The sequence below is a fragment of the Spiroplasma endosymbiont of Megaselia nigra genome (assembly GCF_003987485.1).
Classification (GTDB): Bacteria; Bacillota_I; Bacilli_A; order Mycoplasmatales; family Mycoplasmataceae; genus Spiroplasma.
In genome coordinates, this window is sequence record NZ_RCOO01000002.1 from 1 (window position 1) to 26545 (window position 26545).

Consider the following 26545-nt stretch of genomic DNA (forward strand, 5'->3'; position numbering starts at 1 on the left):
ACGAATATATTAATGATGTTAAAAAATGAAATAAATGATATTCAAGCCGCAAAGAAAAGGATATAATAAATAAAAGTTTATAAACCTTTTTTACTAATACTTACTTTTTGGGGTGCACTCTAAACTGCTAATGTGTTAGAATTAAAATATTCAACAGTTGGCGAAGTTAATAAGTTATTTTCATCAGTTCCTTGTTTCTGAAAAACATAGGAGATACAAGGTGGTCTATCATTGTCAACAATTGCCATAGGAATATTACCAATTTTTGTTAATGGGTTTCAAAAAGCTCAGCAACAAATAAAACCATACAAAAAAGGCACAAAGCAAATTAGCATATACTTAATTATTTGTAGTCAATTTTTTGCTATTTTTTCTTTTGCCTCTGTTCTGAAAACATTAATAAATCTTGAATTTTGTTTCATAATGTCATCCCTTATTTTTTTTTACTGCCTATGATATATATCATATTAATTCTACACGAAAAAAGAAAAAATACTCACAAAAGTAAGTATTTTTTAATCAATAACAAATGGTAATAAAGCCATTTGACGAGCTCTTTTAATTGCTGTTGCTAACATTCTTTGATTTTTAGCAGTTGTTCCTGTTACTCGTTTTGGCAAAATTTGCCCATTACCAGAAATAAATTTTTTTAATAATTCAATATCTTTATAATCAATGTGTGTTATTTTATTTTTTGTAAAATAACATTGTTTTTTAAAACGTTTAAATTTTGGATTCATTTTCTTTTTCCTTTCTTTTTAATCTCATAAAATTGCATCATCGCCATCAAAAGTAATATTATTATCATCTTGTGGTTCTGGTTGTTCAAAAGTTGTGTTAGAAAAATCATTAGCAATTGGCATTGATGGACCACCAATGTTAGTAGCAGCACTAGCACCTTTTGAATCTAAAAAAGAAACCATATCAGCAATTACTTGAACAATTGTTGTAACTTGACCATTAACATTATCACTTCTCGTTTGTAAACGTCCATCTAATGCAATTAATGATCCTTTTTTTAAATAACGGGCCATATTTTCTGCCGTTTTATTCCAAGCAAAGCAAGGAATAAACGAAGCTTGGTTATTAAAACTATTATTTACTGCTAATGTAAAAGCAACAAATGGTTTACCATTAACAGAATTTTTTAATTCTAAATCACGGGTTAGTCTTCCTACTAATGAAACTCGATTTAACATAACTCTTGCACACTCCTAATTTTTTATTCTTTTGTTTCAGTTGGTGCATTTTCTGGTTTTGATTCTTCACCTTCTGAACTTTGTTCATGACGTTTATAATCAGTTTTTTTATTCCCTGGTCTACGATCACGGTCTGGTTTATCATTCTTAACTTCTGTTTTTGCATAAACAGTTGATTTAATATATCCTTTTTCTTTTTCTGTATTAATTACTAAAATTCGTAATACATCTTGTTCAATATGACTAATTCGAACAAATTCATCAATGTTTTCTGATGTTGTATTAACAATTAATACTCCATAATATCCTTTTGTTTTCTTTTTAATTGGATATACTAAATCTTTAATTCCTCACTTTCCGTGTTCTTCTATTTTTCCCCCATTAGATTCTAAAATTTGGTGTAATTTACTTTCTAATTCATCCAAATTAGTTGCTTCGGGATTTAATATATACATAATTTCATATTTACGCATTTTATTTTCCTCCTTTTGGTCTAGGTCCTATTCGGACAAGGAGCTAATAACTATAATTCAAGCATTATTAACTCGACAATAATTATACCTTATATTTCCTTTAATTGTAAGCGTTATTTTAATAATTTTAATAATTTTAAATCATCAACATAAGTTAATTTAATGTTTTGTTTTTCACCATAAATTGTATGAATTTTTGTTTCTGGTGAAAATAACTCTACTAAATAACTATCATCATAAATTATTGTTCTATTTTTAGTTTGAAAATATCTGTCATAAACTTGATATAATAATCTTGCTTTAAAAACTTGTGGCGTCTGAATTGTAAAATATTCTTCTCGAGGTAATGTTTTTTCAATAAAATTATTTTTAACTTTTTTAAGGGTTTCAGTAATTGGTAAAATTGGAATTAGCAATTCATAATTTTTTTGTTGAAAAACTTGATTTAATTGATTAATAAAAGTTAAACTAGTAAAACAACGCACACCATCATGAATCATTATAATTTCATTACTAATTTTATGATTAATTAAACATTGATAAATCGTATCAACTCGTTCTATGCCACCCATAATAAATTGGATATTTTTTGCTTGGTAATTTTTTTTCAATAAAAAAGTTAAAATTTCTTCATTAACACCAACAATAATTTCTGTACAAAGTGGATCACTTAAAAATAACATTAATGTTTGTTCAATAATATTTTGTTTATTATCAATTTGATATAGCAACTTATTGTCCTTCTGATTAAAACGTGATGACTTCCCAGCTGCCACAATAATTACCGTATAATTTTTCATTTATAAAATTTCAATTCCATTTTTCTTAACATATTTTAAAAAATCATCACTTCAAACCGAAGCAATAACTTCACCAATATGTTGTTTTTCTAATAAAAATAAATCTAATTGTGACTTAAAAAGTCCGAACGAAAGTGTCACTGGTAAGTCATTTGTTGCTACTTTTGCATCATATTCTGTTCTTAATTTACTTGTTTCTTTTGTTACTGCTAATTGACTTTTTAAAACATCACGATTAACAGTAGCAGCACAATAACCAATACAAATAGCTTTTTCTAACACAAAATCATAAACAAAAATTTTCGCATAGAGTTCCCAATTAAAAACATCTTGCGATTCACTAATTTCAATCGTATTATTAGTAATACTATTTTTTAAACCATAGAGGATTGTAGCACCATTTTCTCTTGTATATCGGTTCAAGCGTTCTTGATAAATTAATAATCGCATTGCTTTTTGTAATTCAATTTGACTTGTTCAATTTAATTTTTTCTTAAATTTCTTATTTAATTGCGGAAATTTTAATAATAAAATGTCTTCTACATCACTAACAATATTAGTTGCTTTATCAATTGTTTGTTTAATTTTTAATAATGTAATGTCTTTTTCTTCTAATAATAAATCAAATCCAATTTCGCTAAAACTTACTGCTTGGCTATTTGATTGCTTAATATCACGACGCAAAACCATTGCCGTTGTTAAAATTCCTTCGTTTTCTAACAATTCATATTGTTTAATTGCATTTCGTCGCCATTTATTGTGTGACTGTAATATTTCACCAACCAAATTAGTTGGTGAAATATCAAAATCAATTGGCCGTTCTGTCATTCGAAAATCATCATTAAACCCTTTTTCTTCTGTAGTAATTAAAGGCGCATCAACTTTTAATAAATTAAATTGAATAATAAAACTACGAACTAATTCACGTTTAATTAAACTAATTGCTTCTACTGTTTCACGTAATGTTAAAATTGAACTATAACCAATTTCAATACCAAATGCCATACAATCACCTATTTTCCTCTTGGTCGCATGTGGGGAAATAATAATACATCTTTAATTGAATCTTGTCCTGTTAATAACATAACTAGGCGATCAATTCCAATTCCTAAACCACCTGTTGGTGGCATTCCATATTCCAATGCTTCAATAAAATCAATATCTAATTCTTGTGCTTCATCATTACCATTATCACGTTCTGCTAATTGACTAACAAAACGCTCATATTGTTCAACTGGATTGTTTAATTCTGAATAAGCATTTGCATATTCACGCCCTTTAATAAATAATTCAAATCGATCAGTAAATCTTGGATCTTCTGCATTTGTTTTTGCCAATGGAGAAACTTCAACGGGATGACCATAAATAAATGTTGGTTGAATTAATTTATCTTCCACAAATTCTTCAAAAAACAAATTAATAATATGTCCAACAGAAGTATGAAATTTTTCAATTGGTAGTTTTTTTTCTTTTGCAATTTTCTTTGCTTCAGCAAAAGTCATTGGTTTTCAAAAATCAATTCCCACTAACTCTTTAATTGCATCAACCATATGTCAACGTTTTCATGGCTGTTTGAATGAAATCATTACTCCATCGTATTTTGTTTCATCTTTATTTAAAATATTTTTTGCAATGTAGCAGATAGTATCCTCTGTTAATTGCATCATAAAATTCATATCTTGATATGCAACATAAATTTCAACTGTTGTAAACTCTGGATTATGGCGTGTATCCATCCCTTCATTTCTAAATAATCGTCCTATTTCATAAACTCCCTCAAAGCCACCAACAATTAACCGTTTTAGAGATAATTCTGTTGCTACTCGTAGATAAAAATTCATATCTAATGTATTATGATGAGTTATAAATGGTTTTGCCGCTGCGCCACCATGAATAGGCTGTAAAACAGGTGTTTCAACTTCTAAATATCCCTTACTATTAAAAAAATCTCGCATTAAAGCAATAATCTTACTACGCTTAATAAAAATATCTTTTGTTTCCGCTGATGTAATTAAATCAACATAACGACGACGATATTTTTCTTCAATATCAGTCATTCCATGATATTTGTCGGGTAATGCACGCAATGCTTTTGCTAATAAAACAAATTCTTTAACTCGCACTGTTAATTCCCCAGTGTTTGTTTTCATCATTATTCCAGTAATTCCGATAATATCTCCTGAATCAAAATTAATAAATTCTTGATATTTTTCATCACCAACTTCATCATTTCGAACATAAATTTGAAAAATTCCATTTTGATCTTGTAACGTTACAAAACTAGCTTTTCCTGCTTCGCGAAATGTTTTAATTCGACCCCCAATTTTAACTATTATATTATCACTACTTGTGGCTAATTCCTCTTTTGATAAATGATTAAATTGTTCATTAAGTTCTTTACTTGTATGTGTTCGGTCAAACTTGGCAATTACAAAAGGATTATGTCCATCGTTAACCATTTTTTTTAATTTATCACGTCTAATTTGCTCTTGTTCTGTAAAATTACGTTTCTCCATTTTAATTCTCCTTTTTACTATTTAGCAACACTAATATTACTATTATAATAGGCAATATATTCATTAACAAGCATTTTTAACTCAAATATTGTATTTATTTGCGTTGCCCGAATTTTATAATTAGTAGCTTCTGGCTTTCCTTTAAAATAAAAGGCTAAATTTTTCCGCATTTCACTCGCTGCAATTCGTTCTCCCTTTAAATTTAATAATAATTCTGCATGGCGGAAAATAATATTCCGCCATTCATATAATGGTGGTTGCTCAATTTTTTCACCAGTATCTAAAAAATGTTGAATCTGTTTAAATACTCATGGATTGCCTTGTGATCCTCGTGCTAACATAATTGCATCACAACCAGTCTCTTTTAACATTCGTTTTGCATCTTCACAAGTAAAAACATCACCATTCCCAATTACTGGAATTGCAACATTTTCTTTTACTTTCCTAATTCAATTTCAATCAGCTTTTCCAGAATAAAATTGATTTCGTGTTCGAGCATGAACTGCAATTGCTTGTGCTCCTGCTTGTTCACAATATTTTGCAATTTCAACACAATTAATATTCTCTTCATCTCAGCCAATTCGAATTTTAACAGTTACTGGTTTAGTAACATTTTCAACCACCGCCTTAACAACTTCATAAACGCGTTGAGGATTTTTTAATAAATATGACCCTGCTTGTTACTTAATTGCAATTTTTGGTGCAGGACAACCCATATTAATATCAATAATATCACAATCACTATGTTGATCAACATATTTTGTTGCTGCAACAAAAGTTTCCATATCTGTTCCAAAAATTTGCATTGAAATTGGATGTTCTAATTTATTTACTTTAATCATTTGTAAAGTTCGTTCATTTTTTTGTAAAATTGCTTTATCACTAACCATTTCAGCATAAACCAATCCTGCTCCTAATTCATGACAAATAATTCGGAATGCTTCATTCATAATTCCGGCCATTGGTGCTAAAAAAACTTGCTCTTTGATTTCAATATTTCCAATTCTCATTTTTCTAATTCCTTCTTTAATTAACAGTCATTAGATAAATCTTAATCAAAAATAATAATAAATTCAATAAAAAAACTATTTTTAAGGCTAATTATTCCTTATTATAGTTCATATAATTATAGTTCATATATGATATTACAAAAAAGTTTCTCAAAAATGAGAAACAAAATATTATTTTCGGCCATGTGGTTTGTTGCAATCACATTCAAAACATTTATGGTCACTGTTTGTACCTGAACATGAACATTGACAAGCATGGCAAGATAACCTACAATCTGTCATCTGAATTTCCTCCTTACAAAAATATTACTTAATAAATATTACTTGTAAGTAAATAGTTAAACGATAGCTTCTTTTTAATTGTAACAAATTTCAATAATTCATTAAATATATTCTAAAATTATTTTATTATTTTAAAAAATATTTCTAATAATATTAATAAAAAAATGTAAAACACATAATAGCGTTTTACAAATTAAGATCAATCAATTTCATTTGGTTTATTTGGATGTGTATTTTTCTTAATTTGGTCAATTAATCCATTACGAACATGAATAACTGTATTAGCAATATCAGCAATATTTGGGTTATGCGTAACAATAATAACCGTTGTTTTATATTTTTTATTAACATCAACTAAAATTTCAAGTACTTTTCGACCCATTTCTTCATCTAAAGCTCCTGTTGGTTCATCACCAAATAAGATATCTGGATTTTTTGCTAATGCTCTAGCAATTGAAACCCGTTGTTGTTGTCCCCCTGACATTTGGTGAGGATATTTGTTCATTTGTTCTTCCATTCCAATTGTCTCAAAAATATCTTTAATTGTCATATCCTTATTTTTGTTTTTACTTAAATTTTCCCCAACTTCAGCATTTTCTTTGGCAGTTAAATTAGTTAATAAATTATATTGTTGGAAAATAAAACCAACATTATCTCGTCTAAATTTTGTTAAATCAACATCTTTTAATAACGATAAGTTATAGCCAATAATAAAAACATCACCACTTGAAACTTTATCTAAACCTGAAATAATGTTTAGTAATGTCGTTTTTCCTGATCCAGAAGGACCTAGAATAACAATAAAGTCTCCTTTTTCTAATTTTAAATTAATTCCTTTTAAAACTGGTGTTTCAACTTCCCCAGTAATATATGATTTTTTCACATTAACTAGTTCAATTACATATTTACTTGTATCTGGTTTACTATTTGTTGTTGAAATAATTTCCCCTTTTAGAATTCGTTTTGAATATAACTTTGTTTGTTTCTTTTGCTCTTTTAACTTTTGTTTAAATTCTTTAACGGCAGTATAATCAACTTTTTCTTTTGGTTCCTTGTCATTTGGTTTTTTTGCTTTAGCTTCTTTCCCATGTGGTTTTGTTTGGTCTGTACTAGGTACATCTTTAATTTCAGCCATCTTGTGTTGTGCCTCCCCTTTAAATACTAAAATACATTTTACAATTATTTTTTATCATAATAATATCATAACAAAATTATTATAATTTTATCAACTTATTTAAGATATCTTGCCCTTATTCTTTAAGTAAACTTTTTAAATCACTTGCTCTAATATGATATTTTTTGCGGCAAAAATCACATGCAATTTCAATTTCACCATTATTTATTAAAATTTCATTAAGTTGCTCATCACCTAATAATTTTGCTGATTCTAAAGCTTTTTCGTATGAGCAACTACATTCAAATTTAACTTCATCAACTTCTAACACTTTAGCATTTTGATCAATGAGTTTAAAAATATTAATTAAATTATCTTCAGCAATTAATTTATGACTAATGTTTTCTAGATTTTCAATTTTTTCTTCTAAATAATCAATATCTTCTTCTTTATGTTCTGGTAACAACTGTGCAAAAAAACCAACTGCTTTTGCAATTGTATTATCTTCATTCATTTTAATTGAACATGCAATAACTGATTTAATTTGTTCACTTTGTGCTAAATAATAAGTAAAATCTAAATTAATTTCACCAGAAATTAATTGAATTTGACCTGAGAAACTTTCTTTCATTCCTAAATCTTTCATTACGCGTAAATAACCATTTGTACCAACTACTTGGGAAATAACATTATGTTCACGATCAATTTCATCAACATCAAATTGTGGATTAGCACAAAATCCTCGTACTTTATGACCAGTATATTCTGCCATAATCGTTCCAATTGGACCATTTCCATTAATAATACTTGTCATTTTATCAGTTGCATTTTTCATATCACTACCAATTAAAATAGTGGCTAGAACAACTCTTGATAACACAATTGGTGCAAGCGGATTAGTTGCATGTAATTTAATAATATCGTTTAATGATTTAGTTGCATCAACAACTGTCATTTTAACATTATGAACATTACTAATTGCTTTCGTTACTTTGTCCATTCCTTTAAACTCCTTTATAAATTTCTTTCATTTGCAATTATAGTATAATCATCGTTAAAAGTAAAACAAAAAGTAGGCTTAATTAGTCTACTTCTTATTTGGATCATTATTTTTATCATCTTCTGGGTGATCTTTTTTTCGTTCTTTTGGTTTAACTTCTAAAATTTCACCTTTTGCTTCTTTTTCTTTATGCTTTGCTGCACGTTCTTTTTCATGAATTACTTCATCAGGTAATTTATGATATTTATCAATATATTCAATTTGTTCTGCCGTAATTGTTTCTAATATTTTTAAACTTTCAGCAATTAAATCTAATAAACTACGATTTTCAGAAATTAATGCTTTTGCTGTTACATAACAATCATCTAAAATTTTACGAACTTCAGTATCAATTTTAGCCGCAATATCTTCTGAATAACGTTTTCTTGTTCCAGTATATTCATCTTTTGGTGATTCAAATTGAACTAATCCTAAAGAACTCATTCCATATTCAGTAACCATATGACGTGCAATATTAGTTGCTTTTTCTAAATCATCATGTGCTCCTGTTGTTATTTTTGTTTTTCCAAAAATAATCTCTTCTGATGCACGCCCACCTAAATAACCAGTAATTGTTGCATATAAGTTCTCTTTACTATGAAACATTGTTTCTTCTTTTGGTGTCATAATTGTATAACCACCTGCTTGTCCACGTGGAATAATAGTAACTTTTTGAACTTTGCTAGCTGCTTCTAAACGTAAACCAATTAGAGCATGACCAGCTTCATGATAAGAAACAATATCTTTATCCATTACTGAATATTTACGTGATTCTTTTGCTGGTCCCCCAACAACACGATCAATCGCTTCATCAATAATATTAACAGTAATAATTTTTAAATTCTTACGAACACATAAAATTGCTGCTTCATTTAAAACATTCTCTAATTGAGCTCCAGAAAATCCTGGCGTTCTTTCCGCGATTCGTCTAAAATCAACCTCTGTTGAAACTGCTTTATTTCGAGCATGTAATTTTAAAATTGCTTCTCGTTCATTAATATCTGGTAATGAAATTTGAATTTGGCGGTCAAAACGCCCCGGTCTTAATAAGGCAGGGTCTAATACATCAACTCGGTTTGTTGCTGCCATAACAATAACTCCCGTATTAGTTCCAAAACCATCCATTTCAACTAATAATTGGTTCAATGTTTGTTCATTAGCACCACTCCCAATTGAAACAGTTCTTTTTCGACCAACAGCATCAATTTCATCAATAAAAATGATACATGGTGCAGCTTTTTTAGCTGCAATAAACATTTCACGAATTCTTGAAGCACCAACTCCAACAAACATTTCTTCAAATTCAGAACCTGAAATTGAAAAGAATGGAACACCAGCTTCTCCAGCAACAGCTTTTGCTAATAAAGTTTTTCCTGTACCTGGTGGTCCTTCCATTAGAACTCCTTTTGGAGCACGAGCACCCATACTTGAATATTTCTGTGGATTCTTTAAATAATCAACTAACTCAACTAACTCTGTTTTTTCTTCATTAATTCCTGCAACATCAGAAAATTTAACAGTGGATTGAATTTGACGTGCTTTATTTTTCCCCATTGAAAAGGGATTAGCACCTGACATCCCACCAGACATTTTTGATAAACGAGCAATCATAAAGACAGCGATTCCCATTATTAATAATCATGGTACTAATTGTATTAACATCGCTTGTCACATTGGAACAAACTCACGGTCAACTGAAACAAGACCACCTTTTAATTTATTTTTAAAATTTTCATCTCATGTATTTGTTGGTATTTTGTCCTTGTAAGTATAAGCTCTAAAACCTTCACGGTTTCATTCCGAACTATAGCGAACAGTTTTGATAACACCACCCTCAGAATATCGAATTACTCCTTCCATAACTACAGTATTTTCACCAACATTAGCCTTAATAGTAATTTCATCAATATCTTGATTGTTATACTTTTTAGTATTACCAATTTTTTGCATATCCCCTTCGCTAATTTTGGTAATATCTGATTTTGTTCATAATACAATTGTTAAAATAATCAAACCAATAAAAATTAACGAACTTATAATTGCAAATCACATTCTTTTTTTATTCATAACTATTTCCTCTCTATTAAGACTTTTAAAATTAATCTTTTTCGGTCATTTTAAACAATGACCCAATTCTAGACTATTTTATCATAAAAAAAAATAAATTGTATTTTTCCGCTAAAGTATTATTAATAAATTTATTAATTTTTAAATCAACTAAATTATTCGCATAAATAAGGTTATTATCCTTATCTAATACAAAATAACTTTTTCGTGCTAAAAGCGGTACTTTATTTTTGATAAATCAACGATTTAAACGCATCTTATTAATCATTGCATTTCTTAGCAAAGATAAATCGTTCGTAATTGTGATTGGTCATTGTGCTGCTGCTATCATAAAATCATACTTATTTTTAGTTCCCCAATTAATAATATTTTCTTTTCATTTTATTGGTAATCCAGTTGTTGGTGTTATTTGAATTGTTGTTAATTCTAAAAGTTCATTATTAACAATTTCAACATTATCATATGATTTAATTAAAGAATATCTTGAATTAATTTTAAGAATAATATTTGGTTTTAAACTTTTTAATTCCTTAATTATTTCATCTAAAAACTTTCTTTTTTTATTCCTAATTAAATAAACAACCTTATTAATTTTAAAATAATTAAAAATAATAATTTTTTGCAACTGAATATTATTATTAAGAGCATTAAAACTAGTAACATTAATTTGCCCAAAATTTTCAATCAAATAATTTTTTGCAACTAACTTTAATTGTTCATTTTCCTTATTTTTTTCCTCAATTTCTAATAACATATCTTGTAAATTAATATCCTGAATTTCATTACGAATAATATTTCGATTATAAATAGCTAAGATATTAGTTGAATCAATTGCATAATTAATTTGCTGATGAAATAAATATTCAATAATTTCTTCTCTTGATATTTCTAACATAATCCGCAATATTTTTAGTTTTTTGTTAAACAATTGATAATAATAACTAGTTTTATTTAGACCATAATATTCAACAATCCCATTTCGTTGTTTTTGCAAAATATATGTTTCAATATGATCAGTCAAATTATGGGCAATTAAAACACCCTCGCAACAATATTTTTCACTAATTTGTAAAAAAAAATCATATCGTATGCTACGAGCAACTGCTTGAAAATTATGAGAATTAGTCTGATACTGTTCATAGTCTTTCGCTGTCACTTTTTTTACATAGACCTTAATATTTCGTTTTTTGCAATATTCAACAACAATTTGTTCATCATAGTCACTATCTTTTCGCTTCTGGTAATTTACCAAACATACAATGAAATTATTAATATCTAACTCTGAATTATTATAAATATTGTCAAGTAAAAACATACTATCCGGACCACCAGACACCCCGATAACATATTTTTCATTCTGTTTTAAAAGTTTAGTTTCCATTTCTATCACCTATTTTCGAAATAATTTTAAAACTTGTTCTGTATAATGATAATTCTTATTATGAACAATGATTGGTTTTTCAACAATAAGGCCTGCCCCACTTTGAAAACGAGCTTCAATTAAAACATTATTTGCTTCACTTTTTACAAAAGGATGAATAAATTGTAGTCGCTTAATATTAAAACCATATTTAATTAATAATGCAGTAATTTCTAATAATCTTGTTGTACGATGAATAATCGCAAAATACCCTCGATTTGCAACTAATTTCTTAGCAGCAAAAATAATCTCTTCTAATGTGACATCTGTTTCATGACGTGCTGGAATTAATAATTTATTTTTTTCATTTAATTTTGCTCCATCAACTTTAAAAAACGGCGGATTACAGACAATTAAATCATATTTAACATTAGCATTAGTTTTAACATATTCATTAATATCATTATGAATAATTTTAATCTGTTCAATTTTATGATTTAATGCAACATTTTCCTCTGCTAATTGTACAGCTTCTTTTTGCAATTCAATGCCAGTAATTGGTGCTGAAGTTAAAGTTGATAAAATTAACGGAATTGCCGCATTATTAGTACCAATATCTAAAATATTTTTTATTTTTGTATTTAATGTTGCAAAACGAGCCAGTAGGACTGTATCCAATGAAAAATTAAACATGTCATTTCGTTGGTTAATTTTAATTCCCTCATAATCTAATAAATCATTTAAAACTTTCACTTTACACCTCGTTATATCAATCAATCAATCCCTTTTCTAAAATTAATTCTTTATTTAAATTTTCCAATAATAAATTGGAAATAGTATAACAAATTTCAATTAACTTGCTATTTTTATGATTTAGTTTTTGAATTAAATCTTGATTTGTAATTTGATATTTTTCTCATTCTTTCTTTTTTAAAACATTAGCAATTGCTAAAAAAAATTGGCGGCATTCAACACTATCATAATTATTTAACTGACGAATATGAATAAAGTTATTTGTCGAGTTACTTGCAAAATTGTTAAAAAAGGTAGAAATAAATTTATTTTTAAAATCGTCAACTTCTAATAAATCAGTTGTATTTTCTAAAATAATATTTAAACAACGTGATTTAATAGTATCAATAACATTTGTTTTATTAGTTGTTAACAAAAAAGCGTATGTATTTTTACTAGGCTCTTCTAAAAATTTTAATAATGAATTAGCCGCTTCTAATGTTAATAAATCAATACCATTAATAACATATACTTTTATTCCCGTTTGTTCTAACGCAGAATAATTAAAGGTTTGAATAATTTCTTGAATTGCTTCTTTTTTGATTATTATTTCAAAATCACCTTTAATTTTTAAATCATAATAAGTTTTATTATTAATGCGGTGACAAATATCACATTCACAATCTGCTCCTTGTTTTTTTAAACACAATAAAAATTTAATAACTTCTGTTGTAAATTTTTCTAATTTAACTTTATTATTGCAAGAAATCAAAAGTTGATTTGATAAATTATTTTTTAAAATTAAATTTTTAAATAGTGTCATTTTCTCAACATCATTTTTTGTAAATAAATTATCCATTTTCTTTGTCCTTTATTTTTTGAATAATTTCATCAACATAATAATATACTTGTTCTAATACTTCATTCACTGGTTTACTAGCATCAATAACTTTAATGCGATCTGCATTTTCACTAATTAAAACTTGATACCCTTCATATACCTTCTTGTGAAACGAATTTTTTTCTAAATCAAGACGGTTCATTTCAACCTCATTTCGAACTTTCATTCTTTCACTTGCCATTGTTGGTTCAATATCAAAAAAAATAGTTAAATCTGGCTTTGTTGTGCCCAAAACAATGGATTGTACTTCATCTAATGTTCGAATTCCTAATCCACGAGCATATCCTTGATATGCTGAAGTAGAATCCATAAAACGATCACAAATTACAATTTCTCCTCGTTTTAACGCCGGCAAAATATCTTCAACAACATGTTGCCTACGAGCAGCAATATATAATAAAGCTTCTGTTCATGGGTCCATTCCTAAATTATGTTTACTTAAAATAACATTTCTAATTTGCTCAGCAATTTCATTGCCCCCTGGTTCTCGTGTTAAAACAACTTGATATCCTTCTGACCGTAATTTTTCTTTTAATAATTTTGAAATCGTTGTTTTCCCAGAACCATCAATTCCTTCTAATGTTATAAATAGCATCATTACACTCCCTGTTCTTAAACATCTTTACGTCCCTCTAAAGCTTGTTTTAATGTTACCTCATCAATATAATCTAAGGAACCACCAATTAGTATCCCTTGGGCTAAACGTGATATTTTTATATTAAAAGGTTACAAAAATGTTTTTAAGTATTGAGCTGTTACTTCTCCTTCAAAAGTAGCACCAACAGCAATAATCACTTCTTTTATAATTTTATCATTCATTCGGGATTCTAACGCAGAAAAAGTCAATTTATCTGGTGTAATGCCATTTTTTACATTAATTTCACCATTTAAAACATGATAAACTCCATTAAAAACTTTTGTTGCTTCAATTTTTATAATATCAAAAAAATTGCTAACAACACAAAGATTTGTTTGTTCACATAAATTATTATGGCAAAACAAACAAACATTATTTTGCATTAATGTTGAACAAATTGAGCATTGATGATAATTATTTTTGATTTCATTAAAAACATGCTCTAATGATTCCAATAATGATGGTTTAATAATTAATTTATTAAAAATCCTTTCCGCAGTCTTTTTACCAACACCTAAAATAGTTTTTAATTCCATAATTAATTCTTCACAGTTCATTTCAAATCTCCAATCAATTATTCTACTATCTTAATGTTATCAAAAATTTGTTTACCAGTTTCAAGAACATCTTTATGTTCTTCATAGTTATCAATTTGTTTAACTAATAAATTTTGGTAAAACTCTTCAACATCAATTAATGTTGGTTTTGGTAATTTATTTGCTTGTCTAATTTTAACATAATCATTGCGAACACTAGTTCACTCAGTTTCACTTAAGGCAATAATAATAAAATCAAAATCAAATGCTTGGAAAATCTTATTGCGAAATTCTCAATTACACATTTCAAAACTAATTCAATTTGCTTCTGGTTTTGTATTAGTTACAATAATCAGTCCTTGTTCTGATGCAGCCGCATATTTAACATCATAGAAACTAATTAATTTATCTAATTGAACTACTTTACCTTTTTCGTTAATTAATTCCATAAATTTATTTTTAAATTTTTCTCGCTTTTCTTTACTAGCTTTAATTAAAATATTAAAAATTTGATTATTAGAATAATTAATATTAGAAAATTCATAGATATTAACTTTATTTTTCATATCGTCACGATATTTTTGTAAGTCAGTTATGCCTTCTAATTCTTTTCCATAAGAAATTTGCTCTGATCCAACTGACTGAAAACTTTCTTTTTCCTTTGTTTGTTCAAAATTAGTTTGAAGATCATTTTTATCTAATATTATTTTATCTTGTTGTGGTTCTATGTTACTAAAAGAACTATCATTAGGTTCTTCATCATTAAATAATGAAAAATTATGAAATAATTGCTGGTTATTAGGTAATTTCGGTTCTTTTAAATGAATTATTTCATCATTGTTTTTTAATGGTATCACTTGATCTTTTTCAGAATTATTTTCTATTATTTCTATATTTTTAGAAATTTGTTCTATTTTATCATAATTAATTTCTCTTTCCTCTGTATGCTCTAAAATCACTAAATCACTTAATTTTAAATTCTGTAAATTCTTAGTATTATTTTCAAAGATTGCTAAAGCTTTTAATAAAATTAATTCAAAATACATTTCTTGTGTTTTACTATTTCGCATTTTGCTTGCTGCTTCAGTAAACAAATCAAGTAACATAATTAATTCTTTTGAACTTAATTGTTCAGCAAATTCTTTTGCTTGTTCTTCTGATAATAAATTTAAAAAAATTGAATTATTCGTTTGTTTAAACTCAAAAATTTCTTTTAAAATATCTAATAAATTTAATGTTAAAATTTCAAAATCAGAACCCGCTTGATAAATTTTTTTACTAGCAATTAAAACTTCTGTTGTTTTATATTCTAAAATATCTTTTAATAATTTTAATTTAATGGTTTTTGAAACTGTTGCAAAAATAATATTTACATTTTCTAAGGTAACATTTCGATCAGAAAACATAATTACTTGTTCTAAAATACTTAATGAATCGCGAGCACTACCATCAGCCAAAAGAGCAATTTCTTTAATCGCAGCCAAATCATATTTAATTTCCTCTTTTTGTAAAATATTAATAATATTATTTTCTAATTCAACTTTTGAGATCTTACGAAAATTATATTGTTGACAACGTGAAATAATTGTTGCAGGAATCTTATGACTTTCAGTTGTTGCTAAAATAAAAACAACATGTTGTGGTGGCTCTTCTAATGTTTTTAATAATGCATTAAAAGCTGAATTAGTTAACATATGAATTTCATCAATAATATAAACTTTATATTTTGTCATCGTAGGAAGTAACTGAACGTTATTTCTAATTTCTCGAATTTCATCAACACCATTATTTGAAGCAGCATCAATTTCAAATACATCAACTGCTCCGGCGCGATTTATTTCCTGACAACTAGCACATTCATTACACGGATTCCCTTTATCTAAATTAATACAATTAATTTCTTTTGCAAATATTTTTGCAATCGAAGTTTTCCCTGTCCCACGTGGTCCTGAAAATAAATATGCATGCGAAAATGTATTATTTATAATTGCATTTTTTAAAGCTTTTCTAATTTCAATTTGTCCAACAATTTTATCAAAATTATTTGGTCGATATTTACGATATAAAGAAATATAATCCATTTTTTATGCTCCCGTCCAATATTATTGTTATAATAACTTTATTTTACTCCTTTAATTACAAATATTCTATCTTAATTGTTCAAAAAATTTCTTCATTAAATCTTTTAAAATCATATTTTCCTCATGTTTTCTAACATGTTGAACTTTTAATTTTGAAACATCAAAAGTATGATTAGACTTTAAAAAACCATATTTTTCATTTGATAAATAATAATTAATAACTTTAATTCCTGAATTAATTATTGCTCCTAGGCACATCATACATGGTTCAACAGTAACTCATATTGAACAATCACTAATTTTATTTGTTCGTTTTTTTCGACATGCTTGATTTAAAGCATAAATCTCAGCGTGTGTTGTTACTAAATTTTTTGTTGTTTTATTATATCCAATGGCAATAATTTTACCATTTTGGTCAACAACTAATGCAGAAATTGGAACATTTTTTTTCTTATATGCTCGTTGTGATAACTTATATAATTTATTGAAAATTAATTTAGTATCTGTCATAAATTCACCCTTATCATAAAAAATGTCATTACACATAGTCCTTAGTCTTATGGCTGCTACCTTCCGGTCCTGACCAATTTCAAATGTAACTATTGTAATGACATAAGTAATTATAGCATAGAATTTTATTTTGCATATCCTTTTTATTAAAAACTGCAATGTTTCACGTGAAACATTTTAAACAATAACAGTTTGACCTTGAAAATAAGGTTGCAATTTTTTTGGAATTGTAATAGTCCCATCTTCATTTTGATAATTTTCTAAAATGGCAGCAATTAAACGATCAATTGCTAAACCTGATCCATTTAAAGTATGAACATATTTTATTTCATTATTATCATCACGATAACGTAATTTCATTCGACGTGCTTGAAAATCAAGACAATTTGAACAAGACGAAATTTCCCGATATTTATTCTGACCAGGCATTCATACTTCTACATCATATGTTTTTGTTGAAGAAAATCCCATATCACTTGAACACAACAAGATTACACGGTATGGAATTTCTAATAATTGAAGAATATTTTCTGCATCTAATACCATTTTTTCTAATTCTTCAAATGAAGCTTCTTCGGTAGTAAACTTAACCATTTCAACCTTTTTAAACTGGTGTAAACGAATAATTCCTTTTGTATCACGTCCAGCAGAACCAGCTTCCTGACGAAAACATGGTGTATAAGCAGTATGATAAATTGGTAACTGATCTTTCTCCAAAATTTCTTCACGGTATAAATTAGTTACTGGTACTTCTGCAGTTGGAATTAAATATAAATTATCTTTTTCAATATAATATAAATCCTCTTTAAATTTTGGCAGGTTTCCTGTTCCATACATAATTTGTGATTGTACTAAAATTGGTGGTTCAATTTCAATATAATCTCGTTTTGCATGTTCATCTAACATAAAGTTCATTAAAGCACGTTCTAATTTAGCTCCCATTCCTTTATATACTACAAAACGTGAACCTGATATTTTAGTTCCCCGATCAAAATCAATTAAGTCTAATGCTGTCGCTACTTCTCAATGTTCTTTTACTTTCTTATGATTTGTAATTTTACCTCATTTACGAATTTCCACATTATCGTTTTCATCTTTCCCACTAGGAACTGAATCATCTGGAACGTTAGGCGTAACTTCTAAAATTGCTTTAATTTTTTCTTCAACTTTATTTAGTTGTTCATCAATTACTTCCATTTCTTGTTTAATAGTACTAATTAATTCTTTAATTGTTTGTACTTCTTGGTCTTTTTTTTCTGCTATTAAAGTTCCAACTTTTTTTGATTCAAGATTTCGTTTTTCTTTTAATTTTTCTGATTTAACAATTAATTCGCGACGTTGAACTGATAATTTTTTAATATCTTGTAAATATGAAAAATCATCATAACGGCGGTTTAATTTCTTCATTATTTCGTCAAAATTTTCAACAATTTTTTTCTGATCTAACATTTTTATCTTTCTCCTTCAATGTTAATTTTCTTTTTTAAAATTTCAATAACTTCTAATTTATCATCTTGTTCTAATCGCATAATTTTAACACCCGATGTTGTTCGGCCAAATAATGGAATTTGTTCTAGCGAAACACGAATAATATTTCCTTTTTTTGTTCCTACTAAAATATCTTCATCACCATTTACAGCTTGAACAAATTTTAAATATCCTGTTTTATCTGTTAAGTTCATTGACTTAACACCCTTAGTATTTCGTCCTGTCAAACGATAATCTTCAATTGCTGTTTTTTTCGCATAACCATTTTCAGTTACTGATAAAACATATTTCGCAGACCGTCCTGAACTCATCCCAATGGTTTCTCCAACAGCATCGTTAGCAATTCCTTTAACCCCTACTGATTGTCGTGTCATTGGCCTAATTTCTTCTTCATTAAATCGAATTACTTTTCCAATATTATTTCCAATAATAACATCATCATGTCCTTTTGTAATAATCACGCTTACTAATTCATCATTATCTTTTAACTCAATTGCTACTTTTCCTGTTTGACGAATTTGATTAAATTCACTTATCTTTGTTTTTTTAATAAGACCTTTTTTTGTCACAAAAAATAAATTATCCTCTGTTGAAATTGACTCATCTATAGCAATAATTGTTTGAATGCTTTCTGTTTTATCAATTGCGATTAAATTAATAATTGGTAACCCCCGTGCATGTCGTGAATATGTTTCAATTTGATAAGCTCGTAATTTATACACTTTTCCAAAATTTGAAAAAATTAATAATGAGTCAATACTATTAGCACTAATAATTTTCTTTAAACTATCTTCAATATTTGCTAAACCAATAATCCCTTTTCCACCACGATTTTGTAATTTAAAAGTATCATCAGCTACTCGTTTAACATAACCATCTTGTGTTAACATAATTAAAATGTCTTCCCGGCGAATTAATTCTTCTGGATCAATTTCTGTTAACTCTTCCTTAATAATGTGACTACGCCGCTCATCACCATATTTTTTCTTGATTTCTGTTAATTCCGTAATCATAATGTCAATTTGTTTTTCACTATTATTAATAATCTCTTCTAATTCAGTTATTGATACTTTAATATCTTTAATTTCATTAATAATTTTTTCAATTTCTAATCCAGTTAATCTTTGTAAGCGCATTTCTAAAATTGCTCGTGCTTGTTCAACTACCAAATTAAATTTATTAATTAAAGCATTTGATGCAATCTGTGTTGTTTGTGATTGTTTAATAATTGTAATTACTTCATCAATATTATCAAGCGCAATTTTTAATCCTTCTAAAATGATTAAACAATTACGATTTTTCTTTAATTCAAACTGACTACGTTTAATAATAATATCAATTTGATGTTCAATAAAATATTTTAAAATTTGTTTTAAACCCATTACTCTTGGTTGGTTTTTGTATAATGCTAAAATATTTAACGAAAAATTAGTTTGAAGTGGTGTTAATTTATATAACTTATTTAAAATAACATTTTCTTGAGCATCACGTTTTAATTCTAAAACAATACGAACCCCTTTCATGTTTGATTCATCACGAAGATCACTAATTCCATTAATAATTTTGTCGCGAATTAATTCTGCAATTCGTTCCAACAATTTTGCTTTATTAATTTGATATGGAATCTCTGACACAATAATTCGTCTTTTATTATTATTTTCTTCAATATCAATTTTTGAACGAATTGTAATTGCTCCATTTCCTGTTTCATAAGCTTTAATTAAGCCGTTTCCAGCCGTAATTAATGCTCCCGTTGGAAAATCAGGTCCTTTAATAATTTTCATTAATTCAACAGTTGTTATTTCAGGATTTTTTGTTACCGCAATAACACCATCAATTACTTCATTCAAATTATGAGGTGGAATATTAGTTGCCATTCCAACAGCAATTCCACTAGCACCATTAACTAATAAATTTGGAAAATATCCTGGTAAAAAAGTCGGTTCTTCTTCACTGCCATCATAATTGTCAATAAAAATTGTTGTTTCTTTTTTAATATCTTTGATTAGTTCACCAGCAATTTTACTCATTTTCGCTTCCGTATATCGCATTGCCGCTGGAGCATCACCATCCATTGAACCAAAATTTCCATGCCCATCAATTAAAGGATAACGATAAGAAAAATCTTGTGCCATCCGAACCATTGCTTCATAAACAGCAGTATCACCATGGGGATGATATTTCCCAATTACTTCACCAACAATTCGAGCTGATTTCTTATGTTGTTTATCGTAAGTCATTTTTAAATCTCACATTGCATAAATAATACGGCGATGAACTGGTTTTAATCCATCACGAACATCAGGAATTGCACGTGAAACAATAACTGACATTGCATAATCTAAAAAGCCATTTTTCATTTCATCAGCAATATCAATATCACTAATTTTACCATCATAATCATATCCATCATTTTCTGATTTCATCATTATATCTCCTTTCTAGACATCTAAATTTTTAACATATTTTGCATTTTCACGAATAAATTTTTTTCGTGGTTCAACATTTTCACCCATTAATTCATTACAAATTAAATTTGCTTCAAATGCATTATTAACAGAAACTTTCAATAATAAACGCCGTTCTGGATCCATTGTTGTTTCTCATAATTGTTCTGGATTCATTTCTCCTAATCCTTTATAACGTTGAATTGTATAATTTTTATTTTGTTTTAATAATTCTTCTTTATAAAGTTCTAATTCATTATCACTATAAGCATATTGAATCTGATTAACATTTTGAATTTTGTATAGTGGTGGTTGAGCAATATAAATATTGCCATTTTCAATCAAATCTTTCATATAACGATAAAAAAATGTCAATAATAAAATTCGAATATGTGCACCATCAACATCAGCATCAGTCATAATAATTACCTTTTGATAACGTAATTTTTTATCATTAAAATTATCTTTAATACCTGCTCGTAATGCGGTAATAATTGAATTAATTTCATTATTTTCAAATATTTTAATTTGTTTTGCTTTTTCAACATTTAAAATTTTTCCTCGTAATGGTAAAATTGCTTGAAATTTTCGATTTCGACCAGATTTAGCACTTCCACCAGCAGAATCCCCTTCAACAATATAAAGTTCAGCTATTTTAGCATCTTTTGTTTCACAATCTGCTAATTTACCTGGTAATGAAAAACTATCCATTACGGTCTTACGACGTGTTGTTTCTTTTGCACGTTGTGCAGCAATTCTTGCTTTTAATGATAAACTTATTTTTTCAATAATTTTTTTTGCATCTTCTGGATTTTCTAACAAATAACTACTTAATCCTTTTGCAACAATATTAGAAACAATTTTTTTAACTTCACTATTTCCTAACTTTGTTTTAGTTTGACCTTCATATTGCGGATCCGAATGACGAATAGAAATTATTGTTGTCATTCCTTCTTTAATGTCATCTCAAGTAAATTTATCTTCGTTACCTTTATTATTTTTATTAATATTTTTAAAATAATTATTTATTTCACGAACAATGGCTAATTTAATACCTTCTTCGTGGGTTCCACCCTCATGGGTATTAATGTTATTACAAAAAGAAAAAATATTTTCTGAATAATTGTCATTATATTGTAACCCAAATTCAACAACAATATTATCTTCTATTTCTTCAACATAAAAAACATCGTTTAGTGGCGTACCAATTGTTTTATTTAATTCTAAAACATAATCTTTAATTCCATTATTAAATTGATAAACAACCATTTTTTCTTCATCATCTTCTCGTAAATCAACTAATGATATTTCTAATCCTTTATTTAAAAAAGCTAATTGTTTAATTCGATTTTGAATTGTTGAAAAACTAAAAATTGTTGTTTCTTTAAAAATCTTTTCATCTGGTAAAAAAGTTACTGTTGTTCCAGTTTCTGAAGTTGAATCAACTTCTTTAATTGGTGTTAAAATTTGACCACCATTATGAAACTCCATTACATATTTTTTATTATTTTTTCTAACTTCAACTTTTAAATATTTACTTAAAGCATTAACAACACTAGCTCCTACTCCATGTAAGCCACCAGAAATTTTATATGTATTTGAATCAAATTTTCCTCCTGCATGTAAAATAGTAAAAACAGTTTCTAATGTTGAAACTTTTGTTTTTGGGTGAATTTCAATTGGAATTCCACGGCCATTGTCAACAACTGTAATTGATTCATCTTTATTAATGATAATTTTAATTTTATTAGCAAAATTAACTAAAACTTCATCAATTGAGTTATCAACAATTTCTCAAACTAAATGATGTAGGCCTCTAGCATTTGTCGCCCCAATATACATCCCTGGTCGTTTTCGAACTGCTTCTAAACCTTCTAAAATTTGAATTGATTCTGAATTATAATTATCACCCATAAATAATTCTCTCCATTTCTGCTTTCTTTTATTTTACCATTATTACCTAATTTTAGGGCTAAATTATCAAATATATTTTTAAATATTCTAAAAAATATTTTTATATTTTTAGTGTCTAATTTAACCCTATAAAAAAGTTATAAAATAAAAAAAACTCAATAATGAGTTTTTAATATGATCGAATTGGTAAAACTAATTGTTGTAATGTTGGATCATCATTAGCAGTAATAATTAATGGTTTTGTTTCATCAATCATTTTAATTGTAATTTCTTTTGTTTTAAAGGCTTTTAAAGCATCCAAAATATACTTTGAATTAAAAGAAATTGTTTGGTCTGCTCCTTCAACTTTAAAATATTTAATTTCTTCTTCTGTGTTACCAATTTCTTGCGTAAATGAAGTAACTAAAACTTTTTGTTCTTTTATTTTTAATGTAACAATTGTTGTCATCGCCTCATTTGATAAAACACTAGCTCGCTCAATAATTTTAATTAGTTCACGATTATTGATTGTTAATGAAGTATTAAAGGAAGTTGGAATAACTTTACTTGTATCAGGATATTTTCCTTCAATAATTTTTGTTTGAACAATTGTATTATTAATAATAACACTAACTGACTTATCAGTAATTTTCATTTTAATTTCTTGGTCATTTTCTGAAATTAAACGGCCAATTTCATTAATAAATTTTCCAGGAATAATAACATCAAAATTATAATTATTACTATAAGCAATCTTTTTACATGATAATCGAAATGAATCAGTGGCAGTAATTATTAATTCTTTATTATTTTGATCTGTTTTAATATTTAAACCATTAAAAACTATTCTTTTTTCTTTTTCTCCAATTGCAAAACTTGTTTGTGAAATAATTTCTTTTAATACTATACTTGTAAAATTTATTTCTTTACCCTCTGTTTCAAATGATAAATGTGGATAATCTGCTGAGTTTAATGTATTTAAAACTGAATCAAAATTACTTGCTTTGATTTTAATTAAATTACCCTCAACTACTTCCAAGGTAATAAATTCATCTTCAATTTTACGAATAACTTCAACAATAAATTTATTTTTAATTAAGACACTTCCAATTCGAGTAATACTTAAATCAGTGCCCATAATTTCTGATTTAATTGATATATCACCATCAGAAGTAGTAAAAGTAATTTTGTCTTTTTTAACTTCAATTAAAATTCCTAGTAGTGAAGGAATTAAAGTCTTTTGAGAAATTATTCGACTTATTTTCAATAATTCATCTAATATTTTATCTCTTTTAATGTTTACAATCATTTTGTTACTCCTTACTTTAGTATATTCTGTAATATATAAATAATTATATACTATTGTTAAAATATTGTTTTTTATTTATTAGTATTATAATGTAGAAAATGTGGAAAACTTGATAAAGTTTTAAATAATATTATTTTTTATTAAAAAACAAGCGTGGAAAACATTGTGCTATTTTCCTTCAATTTTTCTACGAATTGCATTTACTAAATGTTTAAATTCTTTGTTTGTGCTAATATGTGCTTCAACTTTTTTAACACTATTCATAACAGTTGTGTGGTCTTTACCACCAAACTCAGTTCCAATTCTTGTGAATGGTTCATCTAATAATGTTCGACAAAAATACATTGCTAATTGTCGTGCTTGCATTACATTACTAATTCGTGATTTACTCATCATTGCTTTGATAGTAATATTATAATTATCAGCAACAATTTGTTTAATTTTTTTAGTGGTAATTTTTTCATTGTTTTGCAGAGGAGCATTTTTAAATGCTTTTTCAACATCAGCTAATGTAATAATTTCATTTGGTTTTTTGTTCATAACAGCTAAAAATAATAATCGCTTAATTGCTCCTTCTAACTTTCTAACATCACTGTTAAAATTTAAAGCAATAAATTCTAGTGATTCTTCTGAAAATAATTCTAAGTTATTTTGATGTTTTAGTTTTTGTTCTAATATTTTAAGAGCTGTTTCAAAATCTGGTGAATCTAAACCAATACTTAAACCATATGAAAAACGAGAAATAATTCTAGATTCAAAACCACCTAGATCATCAGGATATTTATCAGAAGTAATTACAATTTGTTTATTTTTTTCAATATATGAGTTAAAAATATGAAAAAATAATTCATTTGTTTTATTGCGTTTTGCTAATAATTGTATGTCATCAATTAATAAACAGTCGTAAATATCATAAGATGTTTTAAAAGCTTCAATAATTTCATGTCCTTGATTTAAAATATCCATAGCAATTTTTCCAAACTCATAAGCTTTTAAATATTTTACTCGGTTATTTGTTTTATATATTTCATTTACCTTATTTTCAATTGCGTGTAATAAATGTGTTTTTCCTAGTCCAGAGTCTCCATATATGAATAATGGATTTCATTTTTTTCCAAGATCTAGAGCAACTGCTAAAGCTGCTTGCATTGCTTCGTGATTAGAATCTCCACGAACAAAATTTTCAAAAGTATAATTTTCATAATAAGCAATGTTATTGTTTTCTGTTAATGTATCAATTTTACTAATTACAGAAGCTTGTTTATTAATATTTTTTTCTAATTCAAAAGAAATATTATATTGGATTCCAGTCAGTTTTTTTAAGATATTTTTAATTTTTTCATTTAATCCTGCCTCAAAAACACCAATTGCAATTTCTGATTTTGTTGTAATTAAGCAGTTATTATCAGATACAGTATATAAGTTTGTGTCACTAATATAGTAGTTGTAAATTTCTGGGGAAACTGATTCATCACGAGATAATATTTCTTTAACTTCAATCCATAATTCTTTTGTGTTCATTAATTTCATCTCCAATAGTTTTTATCGTTATTAATTATAAATAAAAGATGTGGAAAAGTATTAAAAAATGAGCAAAATTAATAAAAATTAATAGTTTTCCACATTAAATATTTTTTATATTATCTTTAAAAGCATTGTTTTTATTGATTATTTTTATTGTTTTCCACATTATTAACATTTTATGGTGTAAATTGTTTTTTATTGTGGAAAGTGATAAAGTTTTACAATAATATTTATTAATGTAAGTATTATCGAAAAAATTGCTAATAACAAATAAAAATATAGTATAATTATCTTACTTAAAATATATATTGACTATTAACTCTTATTATTCTAAATAAAATAAAAAAATATTTTAAAGAGAGGAGTTATTAAGTTATGAAAAAACTATTAAGTTTATTGCCTATTGTAACAATTACAGGTAGTTCTATGATAACAGTTATAGCAGTTTAGAGTGCACCCCAAAAAGTAAGTATTAGTAAAAAAGGTTTATAAACTTTTATTTATTATATCTTTTTCTTTGCGGCTTGAATATCATTTATTTCATTTTTTAACATCATTAATATATTCGTCATGCGATAAGTAAATATTGTTATGAATTGTTGCTTTTTTTAATAAAGAATGAAAACT

At 26.8% G+C, this 26545-nt stretch carries 23 protein-coding genes, 1 other RNA gene and 1 pseudogene; all 25 read right to left on the reverse strand.

Annotated elements, in window-relative coordinates; all coding sequences use genetic code 4:
- Positions 1 to 119 precede the first annotated feature (119 nt).
- On the reverse strand, positions 120 to 422 hold the full coding sequence (locus D9R21_RS00295; protein WP_241568603.1) for a YhgE/Pip domain-containing protein: 303 nt from the start codon (positions 420 to 422) through the stop codon (positions 120 to 122).
- Between the two features lie 93 nt (positions 423 to 515).
- Positions 516 to 740 (reverse strand): 30S ribosomal protein S18, encoded by a 225-nt coding sequence (gene rpsR, locus D9R21_RS00300; protein WP_126820611.1) that lies wholly within the window; start codon positions 738 to 740, stop codon positions 516 to 518.
- 18 nt (positions 741 to 758) lie between these two features.
- Positions 759 to 1199, reverse strand: a complete 441-nt coding sequence (locus D9R21_RS00305) for a single-stranded DNA-binding protein (protein WP_126820612.1) — start codon at positions 1197 to 1199, stop codon at positions 759 to 761.
- A gap of 23 nt (positions 1200 to 1222) precedes the next feature.
- Positions 1223 to 1672: a 30S ribosomal protein S6 gene (gene rpsF / locus D9R21_RS00310; RefSeq protein WP_126820613.1), complete on the reverse strand. Its 450-nt coding sequence runs from the start codon at positions 1670 to 1672 to the stop codon at positions 1223 to 1225.
- A 113-nt stretch (positions 1673 to 1785) separates the two neighbouring features.
- Entirely contained in the window at positions 1786 to 2472 is a 687-nt protein-coding gene (locus D9R21_RS00315) for an IspD/TarI family cytidylyltransferase (protein ID WP_126820614.1), read from the reverse strand.
- Entirely contained in the window at positions 2473 to 3477 is a 1005-nt protein-coding gene (locus D9R21_RS00320) for a class-II aminoacyl-tRNA synthetase family protein (RefSeq protein ID WP_126820615.1), read from the reverse strand.
- Between the two features lie 8 nt (positions 3478 to 3485).
- On the reverse strand, positions 3486 to 4988 hold the full coding sequence (gene lysS / locus D9R21_RS00325) for a lysine--tRNA ligase (RefSeq protein WP_126820616.1): 1503 nt from the start codon (positions 4986 to 4988) through the stop codon (positions 3486 to 3488).
- A gap of 17 nt (positions 4989 to 5005) precedes the next feature.
- Positions 5006 to 5998: pseudogene (gene dusB, locus D9R21_RS00330) on the reverse strand (tRNA dihydrouridine synthase DusB).
- 475 nt (positions 5999 to 6473) lie between these two features.
- Positions 6474 to 7415, reverse strand: coding sequence for an ABC transporter ATP-binding protein (locus D9R21_RS00335; protein ID WP_126820617.1), 942 nt, complete (start codon positions 7413 to 7415; stop codon positions 6474 to 6476).
- Between the two features lie 115 nt (positions 7416 to 7530).
- A complete protein-coding gene (locus tag D9R21_RS00340) occupies positions 7531 to 8394 on the reverse strand; it encodes an Hsp33 family molecular chaperone HslO (RefSeq protein WP_126820618.1) in 864 nt (287 codons plus the stop codon).
- An 87-nt stretch (positions 8395 to 8481) separates the two neighbouring features.
- Positions 8482 to 10500: an ATP-dependent zinc metalloprotease FtsH gene (ftsH, locus tag D9R21_RS00345; protein WP_126820619.1), complete on the reverse strand. Its 2019-nt coding sequence runs from the start codon at positions 10498 to 10500 to the stop codon at positions 8482 to 8484.
- Positions 10501 to 10573: 73 nt separating this feature from the next.
- Entirely contained in the window at positions 10574 to 11881 is a 1308-nt protein-coding gene (gene tilS, locus D9R21_RS00350; protein ID WP_126820620.1) for a tRNA lysidine(34) synthetase TilS, read from the reverse strand.
- 9 nt (positions 11882 to 11890) lie between these two features.
- Positions 11891 to 12613: a tRNA1(Val) (adenine(37)-N6)-methyltransferase gene (locus D9R21_RS00355; RefSeq protein WP_126820621.1), complete on the reverse strand. Its 723-nt coding sequence runs from the start codon at positions 12611 to 12613 to the stop codon at positions 11891 to 11893.
- A 1-nt stretch (position 12614) separates the two neighbouring features.
- Positions 12615 to 13451, reverse strand: coding sequence for a DNA polymerase III subunit delta' (locus tag D9R21_RS00360; protein ID WP_126820622.1), 837 nt, complete (start codon positions 13449 to 13451; stop codon positions 12615 to 12617).
- Complete coding sequence (gene tmk / locus D9R21_RS00365; RefSeq protein WP_126820629.1) at positions 13444 to 14088, reverse strand: dTMP kinase; 645 nt, start codon at positions 14086 to 14088, stop codon at positions 13444 to 13446. Before tmk ends, D9R21_RS00360 begins: the two co-directional genes overlap by 8 nt.
- A gap of 17 nt (positions 14089 to 14105) precedes the next feature.
- The gene (locus D9R21_RS08620; protein ID WP_408641294.1) at positions 14106 to 14210 is read right to left on the reverse strand and encodes a hypothetical protein; all 105 of its coding nucleotides are present in this window, start codon (positions 14208 to 14210) and stop codon (positions 14106 to 14108) included.
- A 9-nt stretch (positions 14211 to 14219) separates the two neighbouring features.
- Entirely contained in the window at positions 14220 to 14687 is a 468-nt protein-coding gene (locus D9R21_RS00370) for a toprim domain-containing protein (RefSeq protein ID WP_241568605.1), read from the reverse strand.
- A 17-nt stretch (positions 14688 to 14704) separates the two neighbouring features.
- Positions 14705 to 16747, reverse strand: a complete 2043-nt coding sequence (gene dnaX, locus D9R21_RS00375; RefSeq protein WP_126820623.1) for a DNA polymerase III subunit gamma/tau — start codon at positions 16745 to 16747, stop codon at positions 14705 to 14707.
- A 66-nt stretch (positions 16748 to 16813) separates the two neighbouring features.
- Positions 16814 to 17257 (reverse strand): deaminase, encoded by a 444-nt coding sequence (locus tag D9R21_RS00380; protein ID WP_126820624.1) that lies wholly within the window; start codon positions 17255 to 17257, stop codon positions 16814 to 16816.
- A 16-nt stretch (positions 17258 to 17273) separates the two neighbouring features.
- Positions 17274 to 17364: signal recognition particle sRNA small type (gene ffs, locus D9R21_RS00385), an RNA gene on the reverse strand.
- A gap of 70 nt (positions 17365 to 17434) precedes the next feature.
- Positions 17435 to 18706, reverse strand: a complete 1272-nt coding sequence (serS, locus tag D9R21_RS00390) for a serine--tRNA ligase (RefSeq protein WP_126820625.1) — start codon at positions 18704 to 18706, stop codon at positions 17435 to 17437.
- Positions 18707 to 18708: 2 nt separating this feature from the next.
- Positions 18709 to 21171: a DNA gyrase subunit A gene (gyrA, locus tag D9R21_RS00395; RefSeq protein ID WP_126820630.1), complete on the reverse strand. Its 2463-nt coding sequence runs from the start codon at positions 21169 to 21171 to the stop codon at positions 18709 to 18711.
- 15 nt (positions 21172 to 21186) lie between these two features.
- Positions 21187 to 23106, reverse strand: coding sequence for a DNA topoisomerase (ATP-hydrolyzing) subunit B (gene gyrB, locus D9R21_RS00400; protein WP_126820626.1), 1920 nt, complete (start codon positions 23104 to 23106; stop codon positions 21187 to 21189).
- Positions 23107 to 23275: 169 nt separating this feature from the next.
- A complete protein-coding gene (gene dnaN, locus D9R21_RS00405; protein WP_126820627.1) occupies positions 23276 to 24394 on the reverse strand; it encodes a DNA polymerase III subunit beta in 1119 nt (372 codons plus the stop codon).
- Between the two features lie 168 nt (positions 24395 to 24562).
- Complete coding sequence (dnaA, locus tag D9R21_RS00410; RefSeq protein WP_126820628.1) at positions 24563 to 25915, reverse strand: chromosomal replication initiator protein DnaA; 1353 nt, start codon at positions 25913 to 25915, stop codon at positions 24563 to 24565.
- Positions 25916 to 26545 lie beyond the last annotated feature (630 nt).